General features: G+C 65.5%; 16 protein-coding genes and 1 pseudogene. 15 read left to right on the top strand and 2 right to left on the bottom strand.

Translation table 11 applies throughout. The features are described from left to right. Positions 1-78 precede the first annotated feature (78 nt). The 14 genes and pseudogenes from murD to recN all read left to right on the top strand — a co-directional run bounded on the left by murD (position 79) and on the right by recN (position 17,271). Positions 79-1,479: a UDP-N-acetylmuramoyl-L-alanine--D-glutamate ligase gene (gene murD / locus QDT69_RS13565; protein WP_279707022.1), complete on the top strand. Its 1,401-nt coding sequence runs from the start codon at positions 79-81 to the stop codon at positions 1,477-1,479. A gap of 289 nt (positions 1,480-1,768) precedes the next feature. Continuing rightward, positions 1,769-2,920, top strand: a complete 1,152-nt coding sequence (gene ftsW, locus QDT69_RS13560; protein WP_212022077.1) for a putative lipid II flippase FtsW — start codon at positions 1,769-1,771, stop codon at positions 2,918-2,920. Positions 2,921-2,955: 35 nt separating this feature from the next. Next, entirely contained in the window at positions 2,956-4,056 is a 1,101-nt protein-coding gene (gene murG, locus QDT69_RS13555) for an undecaprenyldiphospho-muramoylpentapeptide beta-N-acetylglucosaminyltransferase (protein ID WP_279707021.1), read from the top strand. 37 nt (positions 4,057-4,093) lie between these two features. Next, positions 4,094-4,933, top strand: a complete 840-nt coding sequence (locus QDT69_RS13550; RefSeq protein ID WP_279707020.1) for a class I SAM-dependent methyltransferase — start codon at positions 4,094-4,096, stop codon at positions 4,931-4,933. Between the two features lie 229 nt (positions 4,934-5,162). Continuing rightward, positions 5,163-6,566, top strand: a complete 1,404-nt coding sequence (gene murC, locus QDT69_RS13545) for a UDP-N-acetylmuramate--L-alanine ligase (RefSeq protein ID WP_279707019.1) — start codon at positions 5,163-5,165, stop codon at positions 6,564-6,566. Between the two features lie 2 nt (positions 6,567-6,568). Continuing rightward, the gene (murB, locus tag QDT69_RS13540) at positions 6,569-7,489 is read left to right on the top strand and encodes a UDP-N-acetylmuramate dehydrogenase (RefSeq protein WP_279707126.1); all 921 of its coding nucleotides are present in this window, start codon (positions 6,569-6,571) and stop codon (positions 7,487-7,489) included. Positions 7,490-7,599: 110 nt separating this feature from the next. Next, the gene (locus QDT69_RS13535; protein ID WP_279707018.1) at positions 7,600-8,586 is read left to right on the top strand and encodes a D-alanine--D-alanine ligase; all 987 of its coding nucleotides are present in this window, start codon (positions 7,600-7,602) and stop codon (positions 8,584-8,586) included. Positions 8,587-8,711: 125 nt separating this feature from the next. Beyond that, positions 8,712-8,980, top strand: a pseudogene (locus tag QDT69_RS13530) (hypothetical protein); the annotation flags it as partial. After that, a complete protein-coding gene (locus tag QDT69_RS13525; RefSeq protein ID WP_279707017.1) occupies positions 8,920-9,927 on the top strand; it encodes a cell division protein FtsQ/DivIB in 1,008 nt (335 codons plus the stop codon). The pseudogene QDT69_RS13530 and the gene QDT69_RS13525, both read left to right, overlap by 61 nt. Further along, positions 9,924-11,240: a cell division protein FtsA gene (gene ftsA, locus QDT69_RS13520; RefSeq protein ID WP_074131536.1), complete on the top strand. Its 1,317-nt coding sequence runs from the start codon at positions 9,924-9,926 to the stop codon at positions 11,238-11,240. The genes QDT69_RS13525 and ftsA overlap by 4 nt, the downstream gene beginning before the upstream one ends. A gap of 89 nt (positions 11,241-11,329) precedes the next feature. Then, on the top strand, positions 11,330-13,120 hold the full coding sequence (gene ftsZ, locus QDT69_RS13515) for a cell division protein FtsZ (protein WP_279707016.1): 1,791 nt from the start codon (positions 11,330-11,332) through the stop codon (positions 13,118-13,120). A gap of 349 nt (positions 13,121-13,469) precedes the next feature. Further along, the gene (gene lpxC, locus QDT69_RS13510; protein WP_279707015.1) at positions 13,470-14,432 is read left to right on the top strand and encodes a UDP-3-O-acyl-N-acetylglucosamine deacetylase; all 963 of its coding nucleotides are present in this window, start codon (positions 13,470-13,472) and stop codon (positions 14,430-14,432) included. 261 nt (positions 14,433-14,693) lie between these two features. After that, a complete protein-coding gene (locus QDT69_RS13505) occupies positions 14,694-15,587 on the top strand; it encodes an outer membrane protein assembly factor BamD (protein WP_279707125.1) in 894 nt (297 codons plus the stop codon). 13 nt (positions 15,588-15,600) lie between these two features. Continuing rightward, complete coding sequence (gene recN / locus QDT69_RS13500) at positions 15,601-17,271, top strand: DNA repair protein RecN (RefSeq protein WP_279707014.1); 1,671 nt, start codon at positions 15,601-15,603, stop codon at positions 17,269-17,271. 93 nt (positions 17,272-17,364) lie between these two features. Here the strand turns inward: recN and QDT69_RS13495 are convergent, their stop codons facing one another. Then, positions 17,365-17,652 carry a GIY-YIG nuclease family protein gene (locus QDT69_RS13495; RefSeq protein WP_279707013.1) on the bottom strand — a complete coding sequence of 96 codons (288 nt, stop codon included), beginning with the start codon at positions 17,650-17,652 and terminating at the stop codon, positions 17,365-17,367. Positions 17,653-17,776: 124 nt separating this feature from the next. Between QDT69_RS13495 and ligA the strand changes: the two genes are divergently transcribed. Beyond that, positions 17,777-19,927: an NAD-dependent DNA ligase LigA gene (ligA, locus tag QDT69_RS13490; protein WP_279707012.1), complete on the top strand. Its 2,151-nt coding sequence runs from the start codon at positions 17,777-17,779 to the stop codon at positions 19,925-19,927. A gap of 117 nt (positions 19,928-20,044) precedes the next feature. Here ligA and QDT69_RS13485 read toward each other — a convergent pair whose 3' ends face one another. Then, positions 20,045-21,322 carry a multidrug effflux MFS transporter gene (locus QDT69_RS13485; protein ID WP_279707011.1) on the bottom strand — a complete coding sequence of 426 codons (1,278 nt, stop codon included), beginning with the start codon at positions 21,320-21,322 and terminating at the stop codon, positions 20,045-20,047. Positions 21,323-21,665 lie beyond the last annotated feature (343 nt).

Genomic DNA, 21,665 nt, shown 5'->3' with positions numbered 1-21,665 from the left:
GTGCGAAGCACGAACCCGGAACCTCGAGATTCCGGGTTCGATGCTGTCGCATCGCCCCGGAATGACGGAGGTCGCATCATGATCCCGGTCACCTCTTTCGCAGGCAAGACGGTCGCGGTGTTCGGGCTCGGCGGCTCGGGCCTTGCGAGCTGCCACGCGCTGAAGGCCGGCGGCGCCGAGGTGATCGCGGCCGACGACAATGCCGACAACGTTGCAAGGGCGGCGCAGGCCGGCTTCACCACCGCCGATCTGCGCGCCGTGTCGTGGGCGAATTTCGCCGCGCTGATCCTGACCCCCGGCGCGCCGCTGACCCATCCGGCGCCGCACTGGAGCGTGCTGAAGGCGCGCGAGGCCGGTGTCGAGGTGATCGGCGATGTCGAATTGTTCTGCCGTGAGCGGCGCCGTCATGCGCCGAACGCGCCGTTCGTCGCCATCACCGGCACCAACGGCAAATCGACCACCACCGCGCTGATTGCGCATCTGATGAAGGTCGCCGGCTACGACACCCAGATGGGTGGCAATATCGGCACCGCGATCCTGTCGCTGGAGCCGCCGCGGATGGGCCGTGTCCATGTCATCGAGATGTCGTCCTATCAGATCGATCTCGCGCCGTCGCTCGATCCCTCGGTCGGTATCCTGATCAACATCAGCGAGGACCACATCGACCGCCACGGCACGCTGGAGCATTACGCCGCGGTCAAGGAACGCCTCGTCGCGGGCGTGCAGCAGGGCGGCACCGCGATCGCCGGCGTCGATGACATCTGGTGCCGCAACATCGCCGACCGGCTCGATCGCGCCGGCAAGCGCGTGGTGCGCATCTCGGTGAGGAACCCGCTGCCCGACGGCCTCTATGTCGAGCACGAGACCATCGTGCGTGCGTCGGGTGCGGCGCGCAGCGAGATCGCGCGGTTAGGGGGCATCGGCTCGCTGCGCGGCCTGCATAATGCGCAGAACGCCGCCTGCGCCTCGGCCTGCGCGCTGGCGATCGGCGTCTCGACCGACGTGCTGCAAAATGGCCTGCGCAGTTTCCCGGGTCTGGCGCACCGGATGGAGCAGGTCGGCCGTCGCGGCAACGTGCTGTTCGTCAACGACTCCAAGGGCACCAACGCGGATGCGGCCGCGCACGCGCTGTCGTCCTTCGCCGACATCTACTGGATCGCGGGCGGCAAGCCGAAGGCCGGCGGCATCACCAGCCTGACCGAATACTTTCCGCGCATCCGCAAGGCCTATCTGATCGGCGAGGCCGCGGCCGAATTCTCCGGCACGCTCGGCGACCGCGTGGCGCACGAGATGTCCGGCACGCTCGACGTCGCGATATCGAGTGCCGCGCGCGATGCGGAGGCTTCGGGACTCGCGGAAGCCGTGGTGCTGCTGTCGCCGGCCTGCGCCTCGTTCGACCAGTACCGCAATTTCGAAATCCGCGGCACCGCCTTCCGCGACATCGTCCAGGCGCTGCCCGGCGTCACGCCGGTGGTGTGAGCAGAGACCGTAGGGCGGACTAGCGCCAGCGTAATCCGCCGTTCAGCGCGCGAGTTGAGCCGCGGATTGTTGCGTGAGGCTAGGGCCACGATCGGCTCATATCGAATGCGGCGGTTATGGGTCCTGGCTTTCGCCAGGACGACGATTGTGTGGCGCCCGCATGTCCGGATGGCGACCGAGCGCGCCGCGAGCACCGACCCGCCTCCCTCAAAAGTTACCCGTCCCGTTAACCCCTTGGAAACCATCCTGCGCCACGAATGGACGTTATCTCTGCCATCTGGGGACGCCCATGCTCGCCCGTGACCAACGCACCCCGTTCTCGGACTGGTGGTGGACCGTCGACAAGTTGCTGCTTGTCGCGATCGCCGCGTTGATGCTGGCCGGCGTCATCCTGTCGCTGGCGGCGAGCCCGCCGGTTGCGACCAGGATCGGGCTCGATCCGTTTCATTTCTTCAATCGCCACGTCATGTTCCTGGTGCCGTCGCTGATCGTGCTGATCGGGGTGTCGTTCATGACGCCGCGGCAGATCCGGCGCACGGCGCTGATCGTGTTCGCGGTGTCGATTGCGCTGATCGTGCTGACGCTCTTGGTCGGGCCCGAGGTCAAGGGCTCGCGACGCTGGATCACGCTGCTCGGCGTCAACATTCAGGCCTCCGAAGCCGCCAAGCCCTCCTTCGTGATCGTCGCGGCCTGGCTGTTTGCGGAATCCACCAAGCGGCCGGAGATGCCTGCGACCTCGATGGCGCTGGTACTCTTGATGATGCTGGTGACGCTGCTGGTGATGGAGCCCGACTTCGGCCAGACCATGCTGATCCTCACTGTGTGGGGCGCGCTGTTCTTCATCGCGGGCATGCGGATGATCTGGGTGTTCGGGCTCGCCGGCGCCGCCGGCGCCGGACTGTTCGGCGCCTATCTGCTGGTGCCGCACGTCGCCGGCCGCATCAAGCGCTTCATGAATCCCGCCTCCGGTGACACCTTCCAGGTCGACACCGCGATGGAAGCGTTCTGGAACGGCGGCTGGTTCGGGCTCGGTCCGGGCGAGGGCATCGCCAAGCGCAGCCTGCCGGACAGCCATACCGACTTCGTGTTTGCGGTGGCGGCGGAGGAATTCGGCATCATCCTCTGTTTGATGCTGGTCGCGCTGTTCGGCTTCATCGTGATCCGCACGCTGACGCGCGCCTATGCCACCGAGGACATGTTCTCGCGCTTTGCGGCATCGGGGCTTGCGATCCTGTTCGGCGTGCAGGCGACGATCAACATGGCGGTCAATCTGCAACTGATCCCGGCCAAGGGCATGACGCTGCCGTTCATCTCCTATGGCGGTTCCTCGTTCGTCTCGCTCGCCTACGGCGTCGGCATGATGCTGGCGCTGACGCGGCAGCGGCCGCGGACCGAGATCGAATCGATGGAAGGAGCGAGCGCGCAGCGCGCCTACGCGTAGGTGACTGTGACTGCGGCCTCGGTTATCTGGAAGCTATGGACAACCCGCCCCTGATTCTGCTGGCGGCCGGCGGTACCGGCGGCCATCTGTTCCCGGCCGAAGCGCTCGCCGTGGAATTGATCAGGCGTGGCCTGCGGGTGCGGCTTGCGACCGACGGCCGCGCGCTGCGCTACTCCGGCCTGTTCGGCAAAGAGAGCATCGAACTCGTACCGAGCGCGACCGTGCGCGGCCGCAACCCGATCTCGCTGGCGCGAACCGTGCTGATGCTCGGCTACGGCACGCTGGTTGCCGCCAATGTGGTGCGCCGGCTGAAGCCTGCGGCCGTGGTCGGTTTCGGCGGCTACCCGACCTTGCCGCCGCTGGTGGCGGCGCGGATGCTCGGCGTTCCCGGCATCATCCACGATGCCAATGCGGTGCTCGGCCGCGCCAACCGGTTCCTCTCCGGCCGCGTCAACGCGATCGCGACCTCGCTGCCCGGCGTGCTCGATCGTGATCCCGCGCTCGCCGGCAAGGCCACCACCGTCGGCACGCCGATGCGTCCGGCGATCCTCGCGGCGGCCGCGGTGAAATACACGCCGCCCGAGGTGAACGGGCCGCTGCGCCTGCTCGTCGTCGGCGGCAGCCAGGGCGCGCGGGTGATGAGCGATATCGTGCCGCCGGCGATCGAGCAACTCGATCCCGCGTTGTGGAGCCGCCTGATCATCACCCAGCAGGTGCGCGAAGAGGACATGGACCGGGTCCGCGCGGTCTACGACCGGCTCAAGATCAACGCCGAGCTCGCGCCGTTCTTCGCCGACCTGCCGGCGAGGCTGGCCTCAAGCCAGCTCGTGATCTCGCGTTCCGGCGCCGGCACCATCGCCGAGCTTGCCGCGATCGGCCGGCCTTCGGTCCTGGTGCCGCTGCCGGGCGCGATCGATCAGGACCAGTTCGCCAATGCCGGCGTGCTGTCGCAGGCGAACGGTGCGCTGCGCATCACGCAGAACGACTTCACGCCGCAACGGCTCGCGGCCGAGGTCTCGGCCTTCGCCGCCGAGCCTCAAAAATTGACTGCGATGGCGCAAGCCGCGCGCAGTGTCGGCAGGCTCGATGCCGCCGAGCGGCTCGCTGATCTGGTGGCCAAGGTAGCCGGGATTTGATGCGCCAATCCAGCAGCAGGCCGGGGGAGACTTGATGATGACGGGTCTTTTGATCCACTCCGTCTCGGAATTCTCGGACCTGATCCTGGAAGCGCTGCGCATCGCGGATGCGCGCGATGTCGTCGAGATCGGCGCAGAATATGGCGGCATGTCGGCGTTGCTCGCCGGTCACTGCCGCGCCCGCGGCGGTCAACTCACCAGCATCGATCCGGCGCCGAAGCGCGAATTCCTCGATTGGGTCAATGCCAATCCGGATGTGCGTCACGTCGCGAAGACTAGTATTGATGCGTTCGGCGAATTGGATGCCGCCGACGCATGGATCGTCGATGGCGACCACAATTGGTACACGGTCTATCACGAGCTCAGGCAGATCGAGGCGATCAGCCGCCGCGCCGGCAAGCCCGTGCTGGCGTTTCTCCATGATGTCGGCTGGCCCTGCGGGCGGCGCGACATGTATTACGCGCCGGGCAAGATTCCCGCCGCGTATCGCCATCCGCACAGCTACGACGCCGGCGCCACGCTGGATCGCCCGGCGCTGGTCGAAGGTCATGGATTTCGCGGCGCGGGCCTTGCGGCATTCGCAAGTGTGGCCGGTGGCGCGCGCAACGGCGTGATGACCGCGATCGATGACTTCCTGGCGGAGGAGCTTGCGCAGGGCAGGGAGTTCGGCTTCGCCGAGATCCCCGCCGTGTTCGGCTTAGGGGTGCTGTTCGACATGAACGCTGGCTGGAGCGCACAACTCGCCGAGCTCATGCTGCCCTATCACCAGAACAAGCTGCTGCGCGCGCTCGAGACCAACCGGCTGCGCAATTATCTTCGCGTGATCGAGATGCAGGACGAGATTGCCGCGCGCGCTGCGCGATCGGGAGCGGCGTAGCCGCCGGGGCCAACATGGAGAAATCCGTGACGTCAGATCACCAGCACCGGCCGGTAGCTGACAACAGCGACATTTCCACGGCCGCGGGGTGGAAAAAGCCCTTGTCACGCAGGGGAAAAGCGGGGCATCCAGTGGTCTGCGCCAGCGACGTGAGGCGCACAGCGAAGCTAAATCAGCCGCCCCGCAGCGCAGTTCGCATGGGGCGGATGACGATATCAGGAACCGGATCATGAGACTGCCGCGCGAGATCGGACCCATTCACTTCGTCGGGATCGGCGGCATCGGCATGAGCGGCATCGCCGAGGTGCTGATCAATCTCGGCTACACCGTGCAGGGCTCGGACGCGTCTGATAATTACAATCTCGACCGGCTGCGCAAGAAGGGCGCAAAAATCTCGGTCGGCCACGCCGCCGAGAATGTCGACGGCGCCGATGTCGTCGTGGTCTCGACCGCGATCAAGCGCGACAACCCCGAGCTGATGGCGGCGCGTGAGCGGCGCATCCCGGTGGTGCGGCGCGCCGAGATGCTGGCCGAATTGATGCGGCTGAAGAGTTGCGTTGCGATCGCCGGCACCCATGGCAAGACCACCACGACCACGATGGTGGCGACCTTGCTCGATGCCGGCGGGCTCGACCCGACCGTGATCAATGGCGGCATCATCAATGCCTATGGCTCCAATGCGCGGCTCGGCGCCGGCGACTGGATGGTGGTCGAGGCCGACGAGAGCGATGGTACCTTCCTGAAGCTGCCGTCCGACGTCGTCATCGTCACCAATATCGACCCCGAGCATCTCGATCACTTCAAGACCTTCGAGGCGATCCAGGATGCATTCCGCAATTTCGTCGAGAACGTTCCGTTCTACGGCTTCGCGGTGATGTGCACCGATCATCCGGTGGTGCAGACGCTGGTCGGCAAGATCGAGGATCGCCGCATCATCACCTACGGACAGAATCCGCAGGCCGATGCGCAGCTTCTGGATCTGACCCCGATGGGCGGCGGCTCGAAATTCAAGGTCGCGATCCGCGATCGCAAGACCGGCGCGACGCATGAGATCGCTGACATCATGCTGCCGATGCCGGGGCGCCACAACGCGTCGAATGCGACGGCGGCGATCGCGGTCGCGCATCAGCTCGGCGTGTCCGACGACGTCATCCGCCAGGCCATGGCCGGCTTCGGTGGCGTCAAGCGGCGCTTCAGCAAGACCGGCGAGACCAATGGCATCACCGTGATCGACGACTACGGCCATCATCCGGTCGAGATCGCAGCCGTGCTGAAGGCGGCGCGGGAATCCACCAGCGGCAAGATCGTCGCCGTGGTGCAGCCGCATCGCTACACCCGGCTGCAGTCGCTGTTCGAGGAATTCTGCACCTGCTTCAACGACGCCGATGCGGTCGTGGTTGCCGAGGTCTATCCGGCCGGCGAGGCGCCGATCGCAGGCATCGATCGCGATCATTTTGCTGCCGGCCTGCGCGCCCACGGTCATCGCAACGTGGTGCCGCTGCCGAACGCAAGTGAGCTTGCCAAGATCGTTCACGGCCTTGCCAAGTCCGGCGACCTTGTCGTCTGCCTCGGCGCCGGCAACATCACGCAATGGGCCTACGCACTGCCCGCCGAATTGAAGGCGCTGGGGTGAACGTGACCTTCCCCGACATCACGCCCGATCTGAAAGCCGCGATGCCGGAGCTGCGCGGGCGGCTGCTGGCCAATCAGTCGCTGGCGGAGCTGACCTGGTTTCGTGTCGGCGGCCCGGCGCAGGTGCTGTTCACGCCGGCCGATGAAGACGATCTCGCTTATTTCCTGAAGCGCCTGCCGCAGGAGTTGCCGGTCTATGTCGTCGGCGTCGGCTCCAATCTGATCGTGCGCGACGGCGGCATGCCCGGCGTCGTGATCCGGCTGGCGCCGCGCGCCTTTGGCGAGACGAGTGCGGCGGGTGATGTCGTCACCGCCGGCGCCGCCGCGCTCGACAAGCGCGTTGCGGAGACGGCAGCGGCTGCAAACATTGGCGGCATGGAATTCTTCTTCGGCATTCCCGGTACGGTCGGCGGCGCGCTGCGCATGAATGCCGGCGCCAATGGCGGCGAGACCAAGGATGTGCTGGTGGAGGCGACCGGCATCGGCCGCGATGGCACCAGGCATACGTTCTCCAATGCCGACATGAAGTTCGTCTATCGCAACAGCGGCGTCGATCCGTCCGTTATCTTCACCTCGGCGCGCTTCCGCGGCAGGATCACCGATGCGGATGCGATCCGCGCCCGCATGAACGAGGTGCAGACTCATCGCGAGACCGCGCAGCCGATCCGCGAAAAGACCGGCGGCTCGACCTTCAAGAATCCGCCCGGCAACAGCGCCTGGAAGCTGATCGACGCCGCCGGTTGCCGCGGCCTCAAGGTCGGCGGCGCGCAGGTGTCGGAGATGCACTGCAATTTCCTGATCAACACGGGCAATGCCACCGGCCATGACATCGAGAGCCTCGGTGAGACGGTGCGCGAGCGGGTCAAGCAGGACAGTGGAATTGAGCTGCACTGGGAAATCAAGCGGATCGGGAATTCATCGTAGTCGTCATTCCGGGGCGCGCGCAGCGCGAACCCGGAATCCAGAGGTAATGAAACGAGATTCCGGGTCTGGTCCTTCGGACCATCCCGGAATGACAGGATAGAGTAGAGCTGATGCAGGTGACCATTCTGTTCGGCGGCACCAACAAGGAGCGGCTGGTTTCAGTTGCGAGCGCGCAGGCGCTACACCGCGCGCTGCCCGACGCGGAGCTCTGGTTCTGGGACGTCGACGACACCGTGCATGCGGTGACGTCCGAACAGCTGCTCGGTCACACGCGGCCGTTCGAGATCGATTTCAGGCCGGAGGGGCGCGGCATCGCGCTCGACCAGGCGCTCGACAAGGCAGGCGCCGAGCAGCGCGTGCTGGTGCTCGGTCTGCACGGCGGCCGTGCCGAGAATGGCGAATTGCAGGCGATGTGCGAAATGCGCGGCGTCGCATTCACCGGCTCCGGCTCGGCGTCGTCGCATCTGGCCTTCGACAAGCCGTCGGCGAAGCGCTTCGCCGCGATCGCAGGTATCAACGCGCCGCAGGGCATCAGCGTCGAACAGATCGACGACGCCTTCGCTCAATACGGCAAGCTGATCGCAAAGCCCGCCAAGGACGGATCGAGCTACGGGCTGATCTTCGTCAACGCCAAGCAGGACCTCGTCGCCGTCCGCAATGCCGCGAAGCATGAAGACTACCTAATCGAGCCGTTCGTCTCGGGCGTGGAGGCGACCTGCGGCGTGCTCGAGCAATCCGATGGCAGTGTGTTCGCGCTGCCGCCGATCGAGATCGTGCCGGCGGAGGGGGGCTTCGACTACACAGCCAAATACCTCCTGAAATCGACCCAGGAGATCTGCCCCGGCCGTTTCGCGCCCGAGGTCAGTGCCGCGATCATGGACCATGCGTTGCGGGCGCACCGCGCATTGTCCTGCACCGGCTACTCGCGCAGCGATTTCATCGTGTCGGCCAATGGCCCGGTCTACCTCGAAACCAACACGCTGCCCGGGCTCACGGCAGCGTCACTGTACCCTAAGGCCTTGAAAGCACAGGGGATCGCCTTTGCCGACTTCCTGGGCGACCAGATCGAGCTCGGCCGCCGCCGCGCCAGGAGTTAAGGCCATCAAGACGGGGAACCCGCCCGACTCGGCCGGATGGAACCCGGCGCTGTTGCTAAAATGCTAACGGGTTCGCGGCAAAGTACTCAAAGCGTTGATCAAAATGCACTCCGGGCCGAACTCATTTACCGTTTGTTTACCAGGAAGCCCGAAGGTTAACGCTGGCGGCGCATGTAGCGCTTGGCTGCCGGGGCGTGAGCTGTCGCGGATTTACCGCTTCGAGGATCGCAACCAGGGAACAGGGGGCCACTCTAATCCCACCGGTCTAGCCGAGACGTGATTTGTGCCGGGACCCGCGGGGTTTGCGGGCACAACATGTGACGAGCTCGTGCAATGGATGGTGCAGGACGCCTCACCCGATCGCTGCGATCGCTGGGGCCTCAAGCTGACCTGAGAGCAGCCGCTATTGGAGCGGCGGTGCTGCTGCGCGAGTATATCGGCGCCCATCTCGCTCGCCGCCGGCAGCGTCCCGCCAAGCGGCCGCAGGTGATCGATCGCGAGCCGCCGAATCGCTACATCCAGATGGTCGAACGCTATCTGCCGCGCCGCATCGGGCTGGTCGCGACGCTCGCGATCCTGTTCGGCAGCCTGGGCTTCGGCATCGTCCGGGGCGGTCATGTCGAGGAATTCACCACCGCGCTGAGCGACACCCGCAACGCGCTGGCCAATTCCGCGGGCTTCCGCATCACCACCGTCGGCATCAACGGCCGCAAGCAGCTGAGCCAGGACGAGGTGCTTGCGATCGGTGGCGTCAATGGCCGCTCCTCGCTGCTGTTCCTCGACGCCGATACCGTGCGCGCCAAGCTGAAGGCCAATCCCTGGATCGCGGATGCCACGATCCTCAAGCTCTATCCCGGCCGGCTGCAGATCGACATCGTCGAGCGCACCGCCTTCGCGTTGTGGCAGCAGAACGGCCGCCTGTCGGTGATCGCCTCCGACGGCGCGGTGCTCGAGCCTTACGTCACGCGCCGCTTCCTCAATCTGCCGCTGGTGGTGGGCAAGGGGGCTGACACCCGCGCCCAGGACTTCCTGGCGCTGCTCGACCGTTATCCGCAGGTGCGTTCGGTGACCAAGGCGGCGATCTTCGTCGGCGAGCGGCGCTGGAACCTGCGCCTCAAGGACGGCCTCGACGTCCGCCTGCCGGAGAACGATGTCGGCAACGCGCTGGCCGCGCTCTCCAGGCTCGACAAGGACGAGAAGCTGTTCTCGCGCGACATTGTCGCCGTCGACATGCGGCTGCCCGATCGGTTGATCGTGCAATTGTCGGAGGAAGCCGGCAAGGCGCGCGACGAGCTGTTCAAGGACAAGAAGTCCAAGAAGAAGCCGGGTGACTCCGCATGACCGGCCTCGATCGCAATCTGACCCCGAAGACCCGCCCGATGCAGAAGCGCACCGCGATGGTGGCCTCGCTCGACGTCGGCTCCAGCAAGATCGCCTGCATGATCGCGCGGCTCAAGCCGTCGCCGCCGAACGAGGCGCTGCGCGGCCGCACCCATGCGGTCGAATTGATCGGCTACAGCCAGATCCAGTCGCGCGGCGTCAAGGCCGGCTCGGTCGTCGATCTCGCCGAATGCGAGAAGGCGGTGCGCCATGCCGTGGCGCTGGCCGAGCGCATGGCCAAGGTCCGCGTCGAATCCGTCCTGCTGTCGGTCTCCGGCGGCAGGCAGCACGGCCAGCTGGTCGAGGCCGCGGCCGATATCCGCGGCGGCTCGGTGACCGCTGACGACATCAGCCGCGTCACTTCGGCCGGCATGCGTCACGCCGCCGGCGCCGGCCGCACCGTGCTGCACGCGCTGCCGGTCGGCTACGCGCTCGATGGCGTCAAGGGCATCCGCGATCCCAGGGGCATGGTGGCGCGCCAGTTCGGCGTCGACATGAACGTGGTGACGTCGGATGCGACGGTTGCCAAGAACCTGATGCTGGTGGTCGAGCGCTGCCATCTCAACGTCGAAGCTATGGCGTCGAGCCCCTATGTCGCGGGCCTGTCGGTCTTGACCGATGACGAAGCCGACCTCGGCGCTGCCGTCGTCGAGATGGGCGCGGGCTCGACGACGATCGCGACCTATTCCGGCGGCCGCCTCGTGCACGCATCCGGGTTTGCGCTCGGCGGGCAACACATCACGATGGATCTTGCGCGCGGCATCGGCGCGTGCATTGCGGATGCCGAGCGAATCAAGACTTTATACGGCACGGTGCTGACCGGCGGTTCGGACTCGCGCGAGCTGATGTCCGTTCCCACTGCAGGCGATGATCGGGAGACCCCGCAAATCGTATCTCGCGCCACGATTGCGAACATTGTCCGGCATCGCGCCGAGGAGATTTTCGAAATGGTCCGTGACCGGCTCGCGGATTCCCCCTTTGCGGCAGAGCCGCGGGCGCGCGTCGTGCTCAGCGGCGGCGCGTCGCAGCTGACCGGGACCGTCGAGCTTGCCACCCGCATCCTGAACCGCCAGGTCCGCATCGGCCGGCCGCTCGGCTTCGGCCGGCTGCCGAACGAGGCGAAGGGCGCCTCGTTCTCGGTGCCGACGGGCCTCCTGGTCTATCCGCAATACGCTCATCTTGAACATGTCGAACCGCGGCGCACGCGGCAGCTCAGGACAGGGACAGACGGTTACTTCGGAAAGGTCGGACGATGGCTTCGCGAGGGCTTCTGATGACCGCACCCCGGCTCATTGCATTTTCACCAGCTCCTGCGGCCAGCGGCCGGGACGAACCAACGCGCGCATAATCGAGAGAGGCAACCATGGCACTCAATCTGACACCCCCTGACATCAGCGAGCTGAAACCGCGGATCACCGTCTTCGGCGTCGGCGGCGCGGGTGGTAATGCCGTCAACAACATGATCACCGCCGGGTTGCAGGGCGTCGACTTCGTCGTCGCCAACACCGACGCGCAGGCGCTGACCATGTCGAAGGCGCAGCGCATCATCCAGATGGGCACCCAGGTCACCCAGGGCCTCGGCGCCGGTTCGCAGCCCGATGTCGGTGCCGCGGCCGCGCAGGAAGTCATGGACGAGCTTCGCGATCATCTCACCGGCGCCAACATGGTGTTCGTCACCGCCGGCATGGGCGGCGGCACCGGCACGGGCGCTGCGCCCGTGATCGCCAAGGCTGCCCGCGAGATGGGGATCCTCACCGTCGGCGTGGTGACGAAGCCGTTCCACTTCGAAGGTCAGCGCCGGATGCGCACCGCCGAGCACGGTATTTCCGAGCTCCACAAGGTGGTCGACACCCTGCTGATCATTCCGAACCAGAACCTGTTCCGGGTCGCCAACGAGAAGACCACCTTCGCCGACGCGTTCGCGATGGCCGACCAGGTGCTGTACTCGGGCGTTGCCTGCATCACCGACCTGATGGTCAAGGAAGGCCTGATCAACCTCGACTTCGCCGACGTCCGTGCCGTGATGCGCGAAATGGGCAAGGCGATGATGGGCACCGGTGAGGCAACCGGCGAGAAGCGCGCGCTGACTGCCGCCGAAGCTGCGATCGCCAACCCGCTGATCGACGATAGCTCGATGAAGGGCGCCCGCGGCCTGTTGATCTCGATCACGGGCGGCAAGGATCTCACCCTGTTCGAGGTCGACGAAGCCGCAACCCGCATTCGCGAGGAAGTCGATGCCGACGCCAACATCATCGTCGGCGCCACCTTCGACGAATCGCTCGACGGCATCATTCGTGTCTCGGTGGTCGCGACCGGTATCGAGCAGGCCGCGATCGCCTCCCGTGCCCAGGCTCCCGCGCAGCAGCCGGGCGGCTCGCCGGAGAGCCGGCTGGCCGACCTGACCGCCCGCCTGCGTGCCGACAATCAGCGCATGGCCGAGCGTGCCCAGAAGCTGGAGCCGCCGACCGGCGTGACGGTTGCTCCGATTGCGGCTCAGGCTGCGGCGCCCCAGCAGCGTCCGGCAGTCGAGCGCGCTGCACTCGCGGCGATCGCCGCCGCGGTTGCCCCGGACAGCGCACCGACCGCTCAGGCGCCGATGCAACCGGCCTCCTATGGTGACGTCACCGTGCGGCCGATCGCCCAGAAGCCCACACTGTTCCCGGATCACGAAGCGGCCCGGGCCGAGCAGCACGAGCCGATGCCGCCCGAGACCTTCATCCCGCAGGCGGCAGAGCGGTCGCCGGTCCGTGCCCCGCGGATGCCGAAGTTCGAGGATCTGCCGATGCCGGCGCAGGCCGAGATTCGTCAGGCCAGCGGTGATGGTGAGGCGGAACATCCGCAGAAGACCCGGCTGTCGCTGCTGCAGCGGCTCGCCAATGTCGGCCTCGGCCGTCGCGACGAAGAGACCGAGCCGCCGATTGCGGCCCGTGCCTCGGGTCCTGCGATGCCGACGATGCCGCCGCTGCCCGAGCGCAAGCCGGCCCGCAGCGTCGCCCAGCAGATCTCGGCGAACGAGCAGCCGGTATCGGAATATGCAAAACGCCCAGCCCCGCAGGGATTGGACGCTCATGGCCGTCAGGCCCCTGTTGCCCCGGCGCCACAGGGCGACGACCATCTTGATATCCCGGCCTTCCTGCGCCGGCAGGCAAACTGAAGTTTGTTACAACCTTGGCGATGAAGAAGGCCTCGGCGGGGAACCGCCGGGGCCTTCTGCCTTAGACGGGCATGCAGTTGTGCTCTGCGAACAAGCAACTGATTTTAAATGATTAATTATTCTTTCGGTGGTCAGATGGCCACCCGCCGAGGGCCGTTTTCGCTGCCGCAATTTGGTTAACCTTGGGCGTGAATGCGGCGGAGATGGGGTAACAATCGGTAAAGAAGCGTGAGTTGGCGCGGTTTAGGAAATCACTATGGTCTGCCGTGACTTGGGGAGCTCAAGCGAGTCGGCCTTGGGGAAGTTTGGCCACTTGAATTGAGCGAAGTCGGGTAGTGGGCAATATCGAATGAAGTTCAGCCGTCAAACAACGCTTCGGTCGCAAGCCACCGTGACTGGCGTAGGCGTTCATTCCGGACTTCCTGCCAGTCTCACGTTGGGACCTGCACCTGTTGATGCAGGTTATATTTTTGTCCGCACCGGTCTCGACGGTGCCGACCGCGAAATCCACGCCGACGCCGATGCCGTGATCGCCACCGAATTTTCGACGGTGCTCGGTGACCGCGAAGGGCCGCTGGTTTCGACCGCAGAACATGTGCTCGCGGCGCTGCGCGGCATGGGGATCGACAACGCCACCGTCGAAGTCGATGGACCCGAAGTTCCGATCATGGACGGCAGCTCGGCTGCCTTCGTTGCCGCCATCGAGCAGGCCGGTATCGTCACCCAACCCGCCGTGCGCCGCTTCATCCAGGTGTTGAAGCCGGTACAGGTGAAGATCGGCCAATCGGTCGGTGAGTTGCGTCCGTTTGCTGGTGGATTCCGTGCCGAGGTCGAGATCGACTTCGCCAATGCGGTGATCGGCCGCCAGAGCTTCTCCTTCGATCTGTCCCCGGAAAGCTTCCGTCGCGATATCGCGCGGGCCCGGACCTTCGGCTGCATCAGCGACACCGCGCGGCTCTGGAGCGCCGGTTTCGCGCTCGGCGCGTCGTTCGACAACACGGTGGTGTTCGACGATACCCGGCTGCTCAACACCGAAGGCCTGCGCTACAGCGACGAATGCGTTCGCCACAAGGTCCTGGACGTGATCGGCGATCTCTCGCTGGCCGGCCTGCCGCTGCTCGGCATCTATCGCTCGAAGCGGGGCGGTCACAAGCTCAACAATGCGGTGCTGAAGGCGCTGCTGGCTGACCGCAGCGCTTGGCGGGTGGTCGAATCGGAGACGGCCCGGCGGCCGGTCCGCGGCCATGTCGAAGCCGGCGCAGGCACCGTGGGCGGTCTCGTCGCCCCGGCCTACGGTCCGGACGTGTCCTGATCGCCGCAGGCGGTCAGGTCCCAATTTCCGTAATAACCACAGCAGGCTGTGCGCTTCGCGGGGTCGCCTTATTCCCGGCGGATTGGCTCCGTATTCGGTTGGTCGACGGTCATTTTTCGGTTAAACAGGCCCGCGGTTGCCTTGATATGGCGCCAACGGCACGAGAGAGATTGCATCCATGATCGCGGTTCATGGGTGGAGTGGGGTCGCCGTTAACCGCATCAAAGGCGTCAGGTTTTACAATTCATGTCGGCAATGCGTATGGCGCTCGAACCACGCTCCTCTTCTGACGTCTCCGGCCTGACCAAGGCCGCGCGCACGCTGCGTTTTGCGGCGGGCATGATCGTGCTCGCACTGCCGCTCTCAGGCTGCGGCACCGGCGCGCTGTGGGACAAGTTCATGGCCAAGGACGATACGTTCGTCGATGAGCCCGCGGACAAGCTCTACAATGAGGGCTTGTACATGATGAACGAGAAGAAGGACCTGAAGGCCGCCTCGAAGAAGTTCGAGGAAGTCGATCGTCAGCACCCGTATTCGGATTGGGCGCGCAAGTCGCTGCTGATGTCGGCCTATTCGTATTACCAGGCCGGCGACTACGACAGCTGCATCGGCTCCGCCACCCGCTACGTCACGCTGCATCCCGGCAGCCCGGACGCTGCTTACGCCCAGTACCTGATCGCAGCATCGCATTTCGATCAGATCCCGGACATCTCGCGCGACCAGGGCCGCACCGAGAAGGCGATCGCGGCGCTCGAAGAGGTGGTGCGCAAATATCCGACTTCGGAATACGCCACCCAGGCCAAGAACAAGATCCAGGCGGCGCGCGACCAGCTCGCCGGCAAGGAAATGGCGGTCGGGCGCTACTACATCGAGAAGCGCGACTTCACCGCCGCGATCAACCGCTTCAAGACCGTGGTCACGCAGTACCAGACCACCCGCCACGTCGAAGAGGCGCTCTACCGGCTCACCGAGGCCTATATGGCGATCGGCATCGTCGGCGAGGCGCAGACCGCGGCCGCAGTGCTCGGCCACAATTTTCCGGACAGCCGCTGGTACAAGGACGCGTATAATCTAGTAAAGTCCGGCGGTCTCGAGCCGAGCGAGAATCAGGGATCCTGGATCAGCAGGACCTTCAAGAAGATAGGTCTCGGCTAGGAATTGTCCTCGCATGCTGGCCCGTCTGTCGATCCGTGACATCGTCCTGATCGAACGGCTTGATATCGAATTTTCCCGTGGCTTGGCGGTGCTGACCGGCGAAACCGGCGCCGGCAAATCGATTCTGCTCGATGCCTTTGCGCTGGCGCTCGGCGGCCGCGGCGATGCCGGCCTCGTGCGCCACGGTACCGAGCAGGGGCAGGTCACCGCGATGTTCGATGTCCCCAAGGGGCATCCGGCGGCGAGGATACTTGCCGAGAACGGCCTCGACGACACCGGAGAGATGATCCTGCGCCGTGTGCAGCTCGCCGACGGCCGCACCCGTGCCTTCATCAACGACCAGGCAATCAGCGTGCAGACCCTGAAGGCGGTCGGCGCCGTTCTTGTCGAAATCCACGGCCAGCATGACGAGCGCGCGCTGGTCGACGCCTCCACCCACCGCCAGCTGCTCGACGCCTTCGCCGGCCACGAGAAGGACGTCACGGCGCTGGAAGCGCTGTGGGAAATCAGGCGGACCGCGGGCACCGCGCTCGACGAGCATCGCGCCGGCATGGAGCGTGCCGCGCGCGAGGCCGACTATCTGCGCCATGCCTCGCAGGAATTGAAGACGCTGGCGCCGAAGGACGGCGAGGAGACCGAACTCGCCAACCGCCGCACCACGATGATGCAGGGCGAGAAGGTCGCGACCGATCTGCGCGAGGCGCAGGAGGCGATCGGCGGCTCGCATTCGCCGGTGTCGGCGCTGTCGGCCGCGGTGCGGCGGCTGGAGCGGCGCGCCGCCAATGCGCCGGCGCTGATCGAGCCGGCGGTGAAGGCGATCGATATCGCGATCAATGCGCTGGAAGAGGCCGATCAGCATCTCAGCGCGGCGCTGGCTGCGACCGATTTCGATCCGGCCGAGCTCGAGCGGATCGAGGAGCGGCTGTTCGCGCTGCGCGCCGCCTCACGCAAATATTCGACGCCGGTGGATTTGCTGGCCGCGCTGGCGGCGCAATACGCTGGCGACGTCGCGCTGATCGATGCCGGCGCCGATCAGCTCAAGAAGCTGGAAGCGGCCGCCACTGAGGCCGACAAGCGTTATGCGGCTGCGGCCGCAAAACTGTCGGCGGCGCGCATCAAGGCGGCCGAGAAGCTCAACAAGGCGGTCAATGCCGAGCTCGCGCCGCTCAAGCTCGAGCGCGCGAAATTCATGACCCAGGTCGAGGCCAACGCGGCCGCGCCGGGGCCGCAGGGTATCGACCGTGTCGAGTTCTGGGTCCAGACCAACCCGGGCACCAAGCCGGGGCCGATGATGAAGGTCGCCTCCGGCGGCGAGCTGTCACGCTTCCTGCTGGCGCTGAAGGTCGTGCTGGCCGATCGCGGCTCGGCGCCGACTTTGGTGTTCGATGAAATCGACACCGGCGTCGGCGGCGCGGTGGCCGACGCCATCGGCTCGCGGCTGGCGCGCCTCGCCGGCAAGGTGCAGGTGATGGCGGTGACCCATGCGCCGCAGGTCGCAGCCCGCGCCAGCCAGCATCTTCTGATCTCCAAGGACGCGCTCGACAAGGGCAAGCGGGTCGCCACCCGCGTCAACGCGCTCGCCGCCGACCATCGCCGCGAGGAGATCGCGCGCATGCTGGCCGGCGCCGAGATCACCGCGGAGGCGAGGGCCGCGGCGGAACGCCTGCTCCGGGCGGCGAGTTAATTTCTCATTGTCATTCCGGGGCGATGCGAAGCATCGAACCCGGAATCTCGAGATTCCGGGTCTGGTCCTTCGGACCATCCCGGAATGACAACCTCAGACGCAGATCGACTCATACAAGTCATTCCATTCCGGGTTGGTCGCCTCGATTAACTGGGTCTTCCAGCTTCTCTTCCACTTCTTTAGCTCCTTCTCCCGAGAGATCGCGGAGATCGGATCGTCGTAGATTTCGAACCAAACAAGCTGCGTGATGTTGTATTTGGATGTAAAGCTTCGGACGGCCTTCATTCGGTGTTCGTAGACCCGGCGCACGAGATCGTTGGTGATCCCAACATAGATTGCTCCGTCTCGTCGACTTGCTAGAATGTAGACGTAGTACGACATGAGCCCCATTCCCTACATCGTCATTCCGAGGCGATGCGAAGCATCGAAGCCGGAATCTCGAGATTCCGGGTTCGGTCCTGACGGACCGCCCCGGAATGACGAAGAACTATAGCGCGCTCCTTGCATGGCCAAAGCAGCAAAAGAGAAATCATTTCCTGACGTCGACAAGCTCACCAAGGCCCAGGCCAAGGTCGAGTTGATGCGCCTTGCGCTCGAGCTCGAGGGGCACGACAAGCGCTACTATCAGGACGATGCGCCGAGCGTCACCGACGCCGAGTACGATGCGCTGCGGCAGCGCTACAACGCGATCGAGAAGCGCTTCCCGGAATTCGTCACCGCAGAATCGCCGTCGCAGAAGGTCGGTGCCGCGCCGTCCGGGCGCTTCAAAAAGGTCCGCCATTCGGTGCCGATGCTGTCGCTCGACAACGCGTTTGCGGAAGCCGACGTGATCGACTTCGTTGGACGCATCACGCGCTTCCTGAAATTGCCGGACGACAAGATCGATTTCTCGGCCGAGCCGAAGATCGACGGTCTCTCGATGTCGCTGCGCTACGAGGGCGGCGAGCTCGTCACCGCAGCGACCCGCGGCGACGGCGCCGAAGGCGAGGACGTCACCGCGAACATCCGCACGCTGGAGGATGTGCCGCAGAAGCTGAAGGGGCGCAACGTGCCCGAGATCTGCGAGGTGCGCGGCGAGGTCTACATGACCAAGAAGGCGTTCCTCGCGCTCAACGAGCGACAGAAGGCCGCGGGCGACACCATCTTCGCCAATCCGCGCAACTCGGCGGCTGGCTCGCTGCGGCAGAAGGATCCCGGTATCACCGCCTCGCGGCCGCTCGGCTTCTTTGCCTATGCCTGGGGCGAGATGAGTGCGATGCCGGAGGAGACCCAGACCGGCATGATCCACTGGTTCGAGCGCTGCGGCTTCAAGACCAATCCGCTGACCAAATTGTGCCGCTCGGTCGAGGAGCTGATCGCCTTCCATCGCAAGATCGAGGAGCAGCGCGCCGAGCTCGACTACGATATCGACGGCGTCGTCTACAAGGTCGACCGCATCGACTGGCAGGAACGGCTCGGCTTCGTGTCGCGCACGCCGCGCTGGGCGATCGCGCACAAATTCCCGGCCGAGCGCGCCATGACCGTGCTGCGCGACATCGAGATCCAGGTCGGACGCACCGGCTCGTTCACCCCGGTCGGCAAGCTCGAGCCGGTCGGCGTCGGCGGCGTGATCGTGCAGAACGTCACGCTGCACAACGAGGATTACATCAAGGGCATCGGCAACAAGGGCGAGGTGCTGCGCGAGGGGCGCGACATCAGGATCGGCGACACCGTGGTGATCCAGCGCGCCGGCGACGTGATCCCGCAGGTCGTCGACGTCGTGATCGACAAGCGGCCGAAGAGCGCCAAGGAGTTCCATTTCCCGAAGAAATGCCCGTGCCCGCTGCACACCGACGTGGTGCGCGAGGAGACCGCGACCGGCGAGGAGGGCTCGCGGCTGCGCTGCAGTGGCGAGTTCGCCTGTCCGTTCCAGAAGATCGAGCACCTCATCCTGTTCGTGTCGCGACGGGCGTTCGACATCGACGGCCTCGGCGTGAAGCAGCTGCAATATTTCTTCGACAAGGGTTGGGTCAAGGAGCCCGCCGACATCTTCACGCTGCCGAAGCGTAACGCAAAGCTGAAGCTCGAGGACATCGAGGGCTATGGCGAAACCTCGGTGCGCAATCTGTTCGCCGCGATCGACAGCCGGCGCAGGATCGGGCTGGAGCGCTTCATCTATGCGCTCGGCATGCGTCATGTCGGCGAGACCACGGCGCTGGCGCTGGCGCGCGGCTACGGCTCGTGGGAGGCATTCCACGAGGCCTGTCTGAGGGTCGCCAAGGGCGACGAAGATGCGATCGCCGAGATGGATGCGCTCGACCAGATCGGCGACACTGTGATCAAGAGCATCGCGGACTATTTCGGCGAGAGCCACAATCGCGGCATCGTCGAGCGGTTGACCACCGAGCTCGACGAGATCGTTGACGCCGAGAAGCCGAAGAGCAATTCGGTGGTGGCCGGCAAGACCGTGGTGTTCACCGGTTCGCTCGAGAAGATGACGCGCGACGAGGCCAAGGCGACCGCCGAGCGGTTAGGGGCCAAGGCCGCGGGTTCGGTGTCGAAGAAGACCGACTATGTCGTCGCGGGGCCGGGCGCCGGCTCGAAGCTTGCCGAAGCGCAGAAGCACGGCGTGCAGGTATTGACCGAAGACGAGTGGCTGAAGCTGATCGGGGAATAGGTTGTCCGTCATTCCGGGGCGCCTCGAAGAGGCGAACCCGGAATCTCGAGATTCTCGGTGCGCAATTGCGCACCTGAGGGTTCGATGCTTCGCATCGCCCCGGAATGACGAAGCAAGTCACATCATCCCCTGCTCATCCTCCTCGGCCTGCGTGATCAGCTCCTCGCTCACCACCACGTTCCGCCGCGGCACCACGAAGATCATGGTGCAGGCGCAGGCGATCGAGATCGCGAAGATCGCCGATGTCAGCGGCAATGTGGTGGTAGAGTGGCCGCCGAGATAGGCGCCGAATTGCGAAATCAGCGAGCCGATGCCCTGCTGCAGGAAGCCCATCGCGCCCGAAGCGGTGCCGGCGGCTTCGGGGCGGATGCTGATGGCGCCGGCGGCGGAATTGGCCATCACGAAGGCATTGGCGACCATCACGATCATCTGGGTGCCGAACAGCCAGAGCGGCGCCTGGTTCAGCCCGGCAAAGCTCCAGATCAGGTTCAACAGGCTGCCGCCGAGCTGCAGCGCGAGGCCGAACCAGATCAGTTTCTCCAGCGAGTGCCGCGGCGCGAAGCGCACGCACAAGAGATTGCCGATGAAGTAGCCGAACCCCGTCATCGCGAACCACGCGCCGTATTCGGCGCTGCTGCGGCCCATCTGGGTCACCACGATATAGGGGCCGCCGCCGGCGAAGGCGAAGATGATCTGCGACGCCAGCACCTGGCACAACAGATAGCCGACGAACGCGCGGCTTCGGATCAGCTTGCCGAGGTCGCCGCGGAAGCTGGAGCTGTCGGTGCGGTCGCGGCGGGTTTCGGGCAGCGCCAGCGCGATGAAGATCGTGGTGATCAGCGACGCTGCGGTGATGAGATAGAGGATCGCACGCCAGCCGAACGTGGTCTCCAGCAGGCCGCCGGTCAGCGGGCTCACCATCTGCGCGATCATCAGCGCGGCCACGACCAGGCTGATCATGGCGCCGACCCGCTCGCGCGGATAGAGATCGCGGATGATGGCGCGGCTGATCACCATGCCGCTGGCGCCGCCGAGCGCCTGGAAGAAGCGCGCCGCGATCAGTTGCGGCAGGGTCTCGGCAAACACGGAGCCGATGCCGGCCACCACCATCAGGCCGAGGCCCGAGAGCAGCACCGGGCGGCGGCCGAACTTGTCGGACAGCGGTCCCATGATCAGCTGCGACAGCGCGATGCCGACCATGTAGAGCGACACGGTCATCTGCGCGATGGAAATGTCGCGGCCGAAATCGGTCGCCAGCACCGGCAGTGCCGGAACCAGCATGTAGAGCGAGATCGGCGCGACGCCCGTCATCACGACGAGCATCAGCAGCATGACCTTCGATGTCGCGATGTTGTCTCTAGCCGCGCCGGGCGGCTTGCCCATCACGCCGTGCATTCAGGTCCGATCCAGCATTGTGGAACGACTGTAGCGCGCCCGTCCGCGCGGAATACGGGTGTTTCGGCATACGCCCATGCGATTTCGGGAGACGCCGCAGTGATGTTTCGCCTCGCGCAATAAGGCAGGCGACGTCCCCATACATTCCGCTGTCGTCCTCCGCGAAAGCGGGGGACCCAGTATTCCAGAGGCCGTCGTTGTTGAGCCGATGGGCCGCGGCGTACTGGATCCCCCGCTTGCCGCCTTCGCTAAAGCTACGGCGAGCCCAATGCCTTTACCCCGGCGAAGCCTTGGCGAAGACGGGTTGCGGGGGATGACACCGAGTGTGAGGAGAGGGTGAACG

The sequence above is a fragment of the Bradyrhizobium sp. CER78 genome (genome assembly GCF_029846235.1).
Taxonomy (GTDB): domain Bacteria; phylum Pseudomonadota; class Alphaproteobacteria; order Rhizobiales; family Xanthobacteraceae; genus Bradyrhizobium.
Note: the sequence above shows the minus strand (reverse complement) of the source record. Positions and strands in the feature narration are given on the sequence as shown.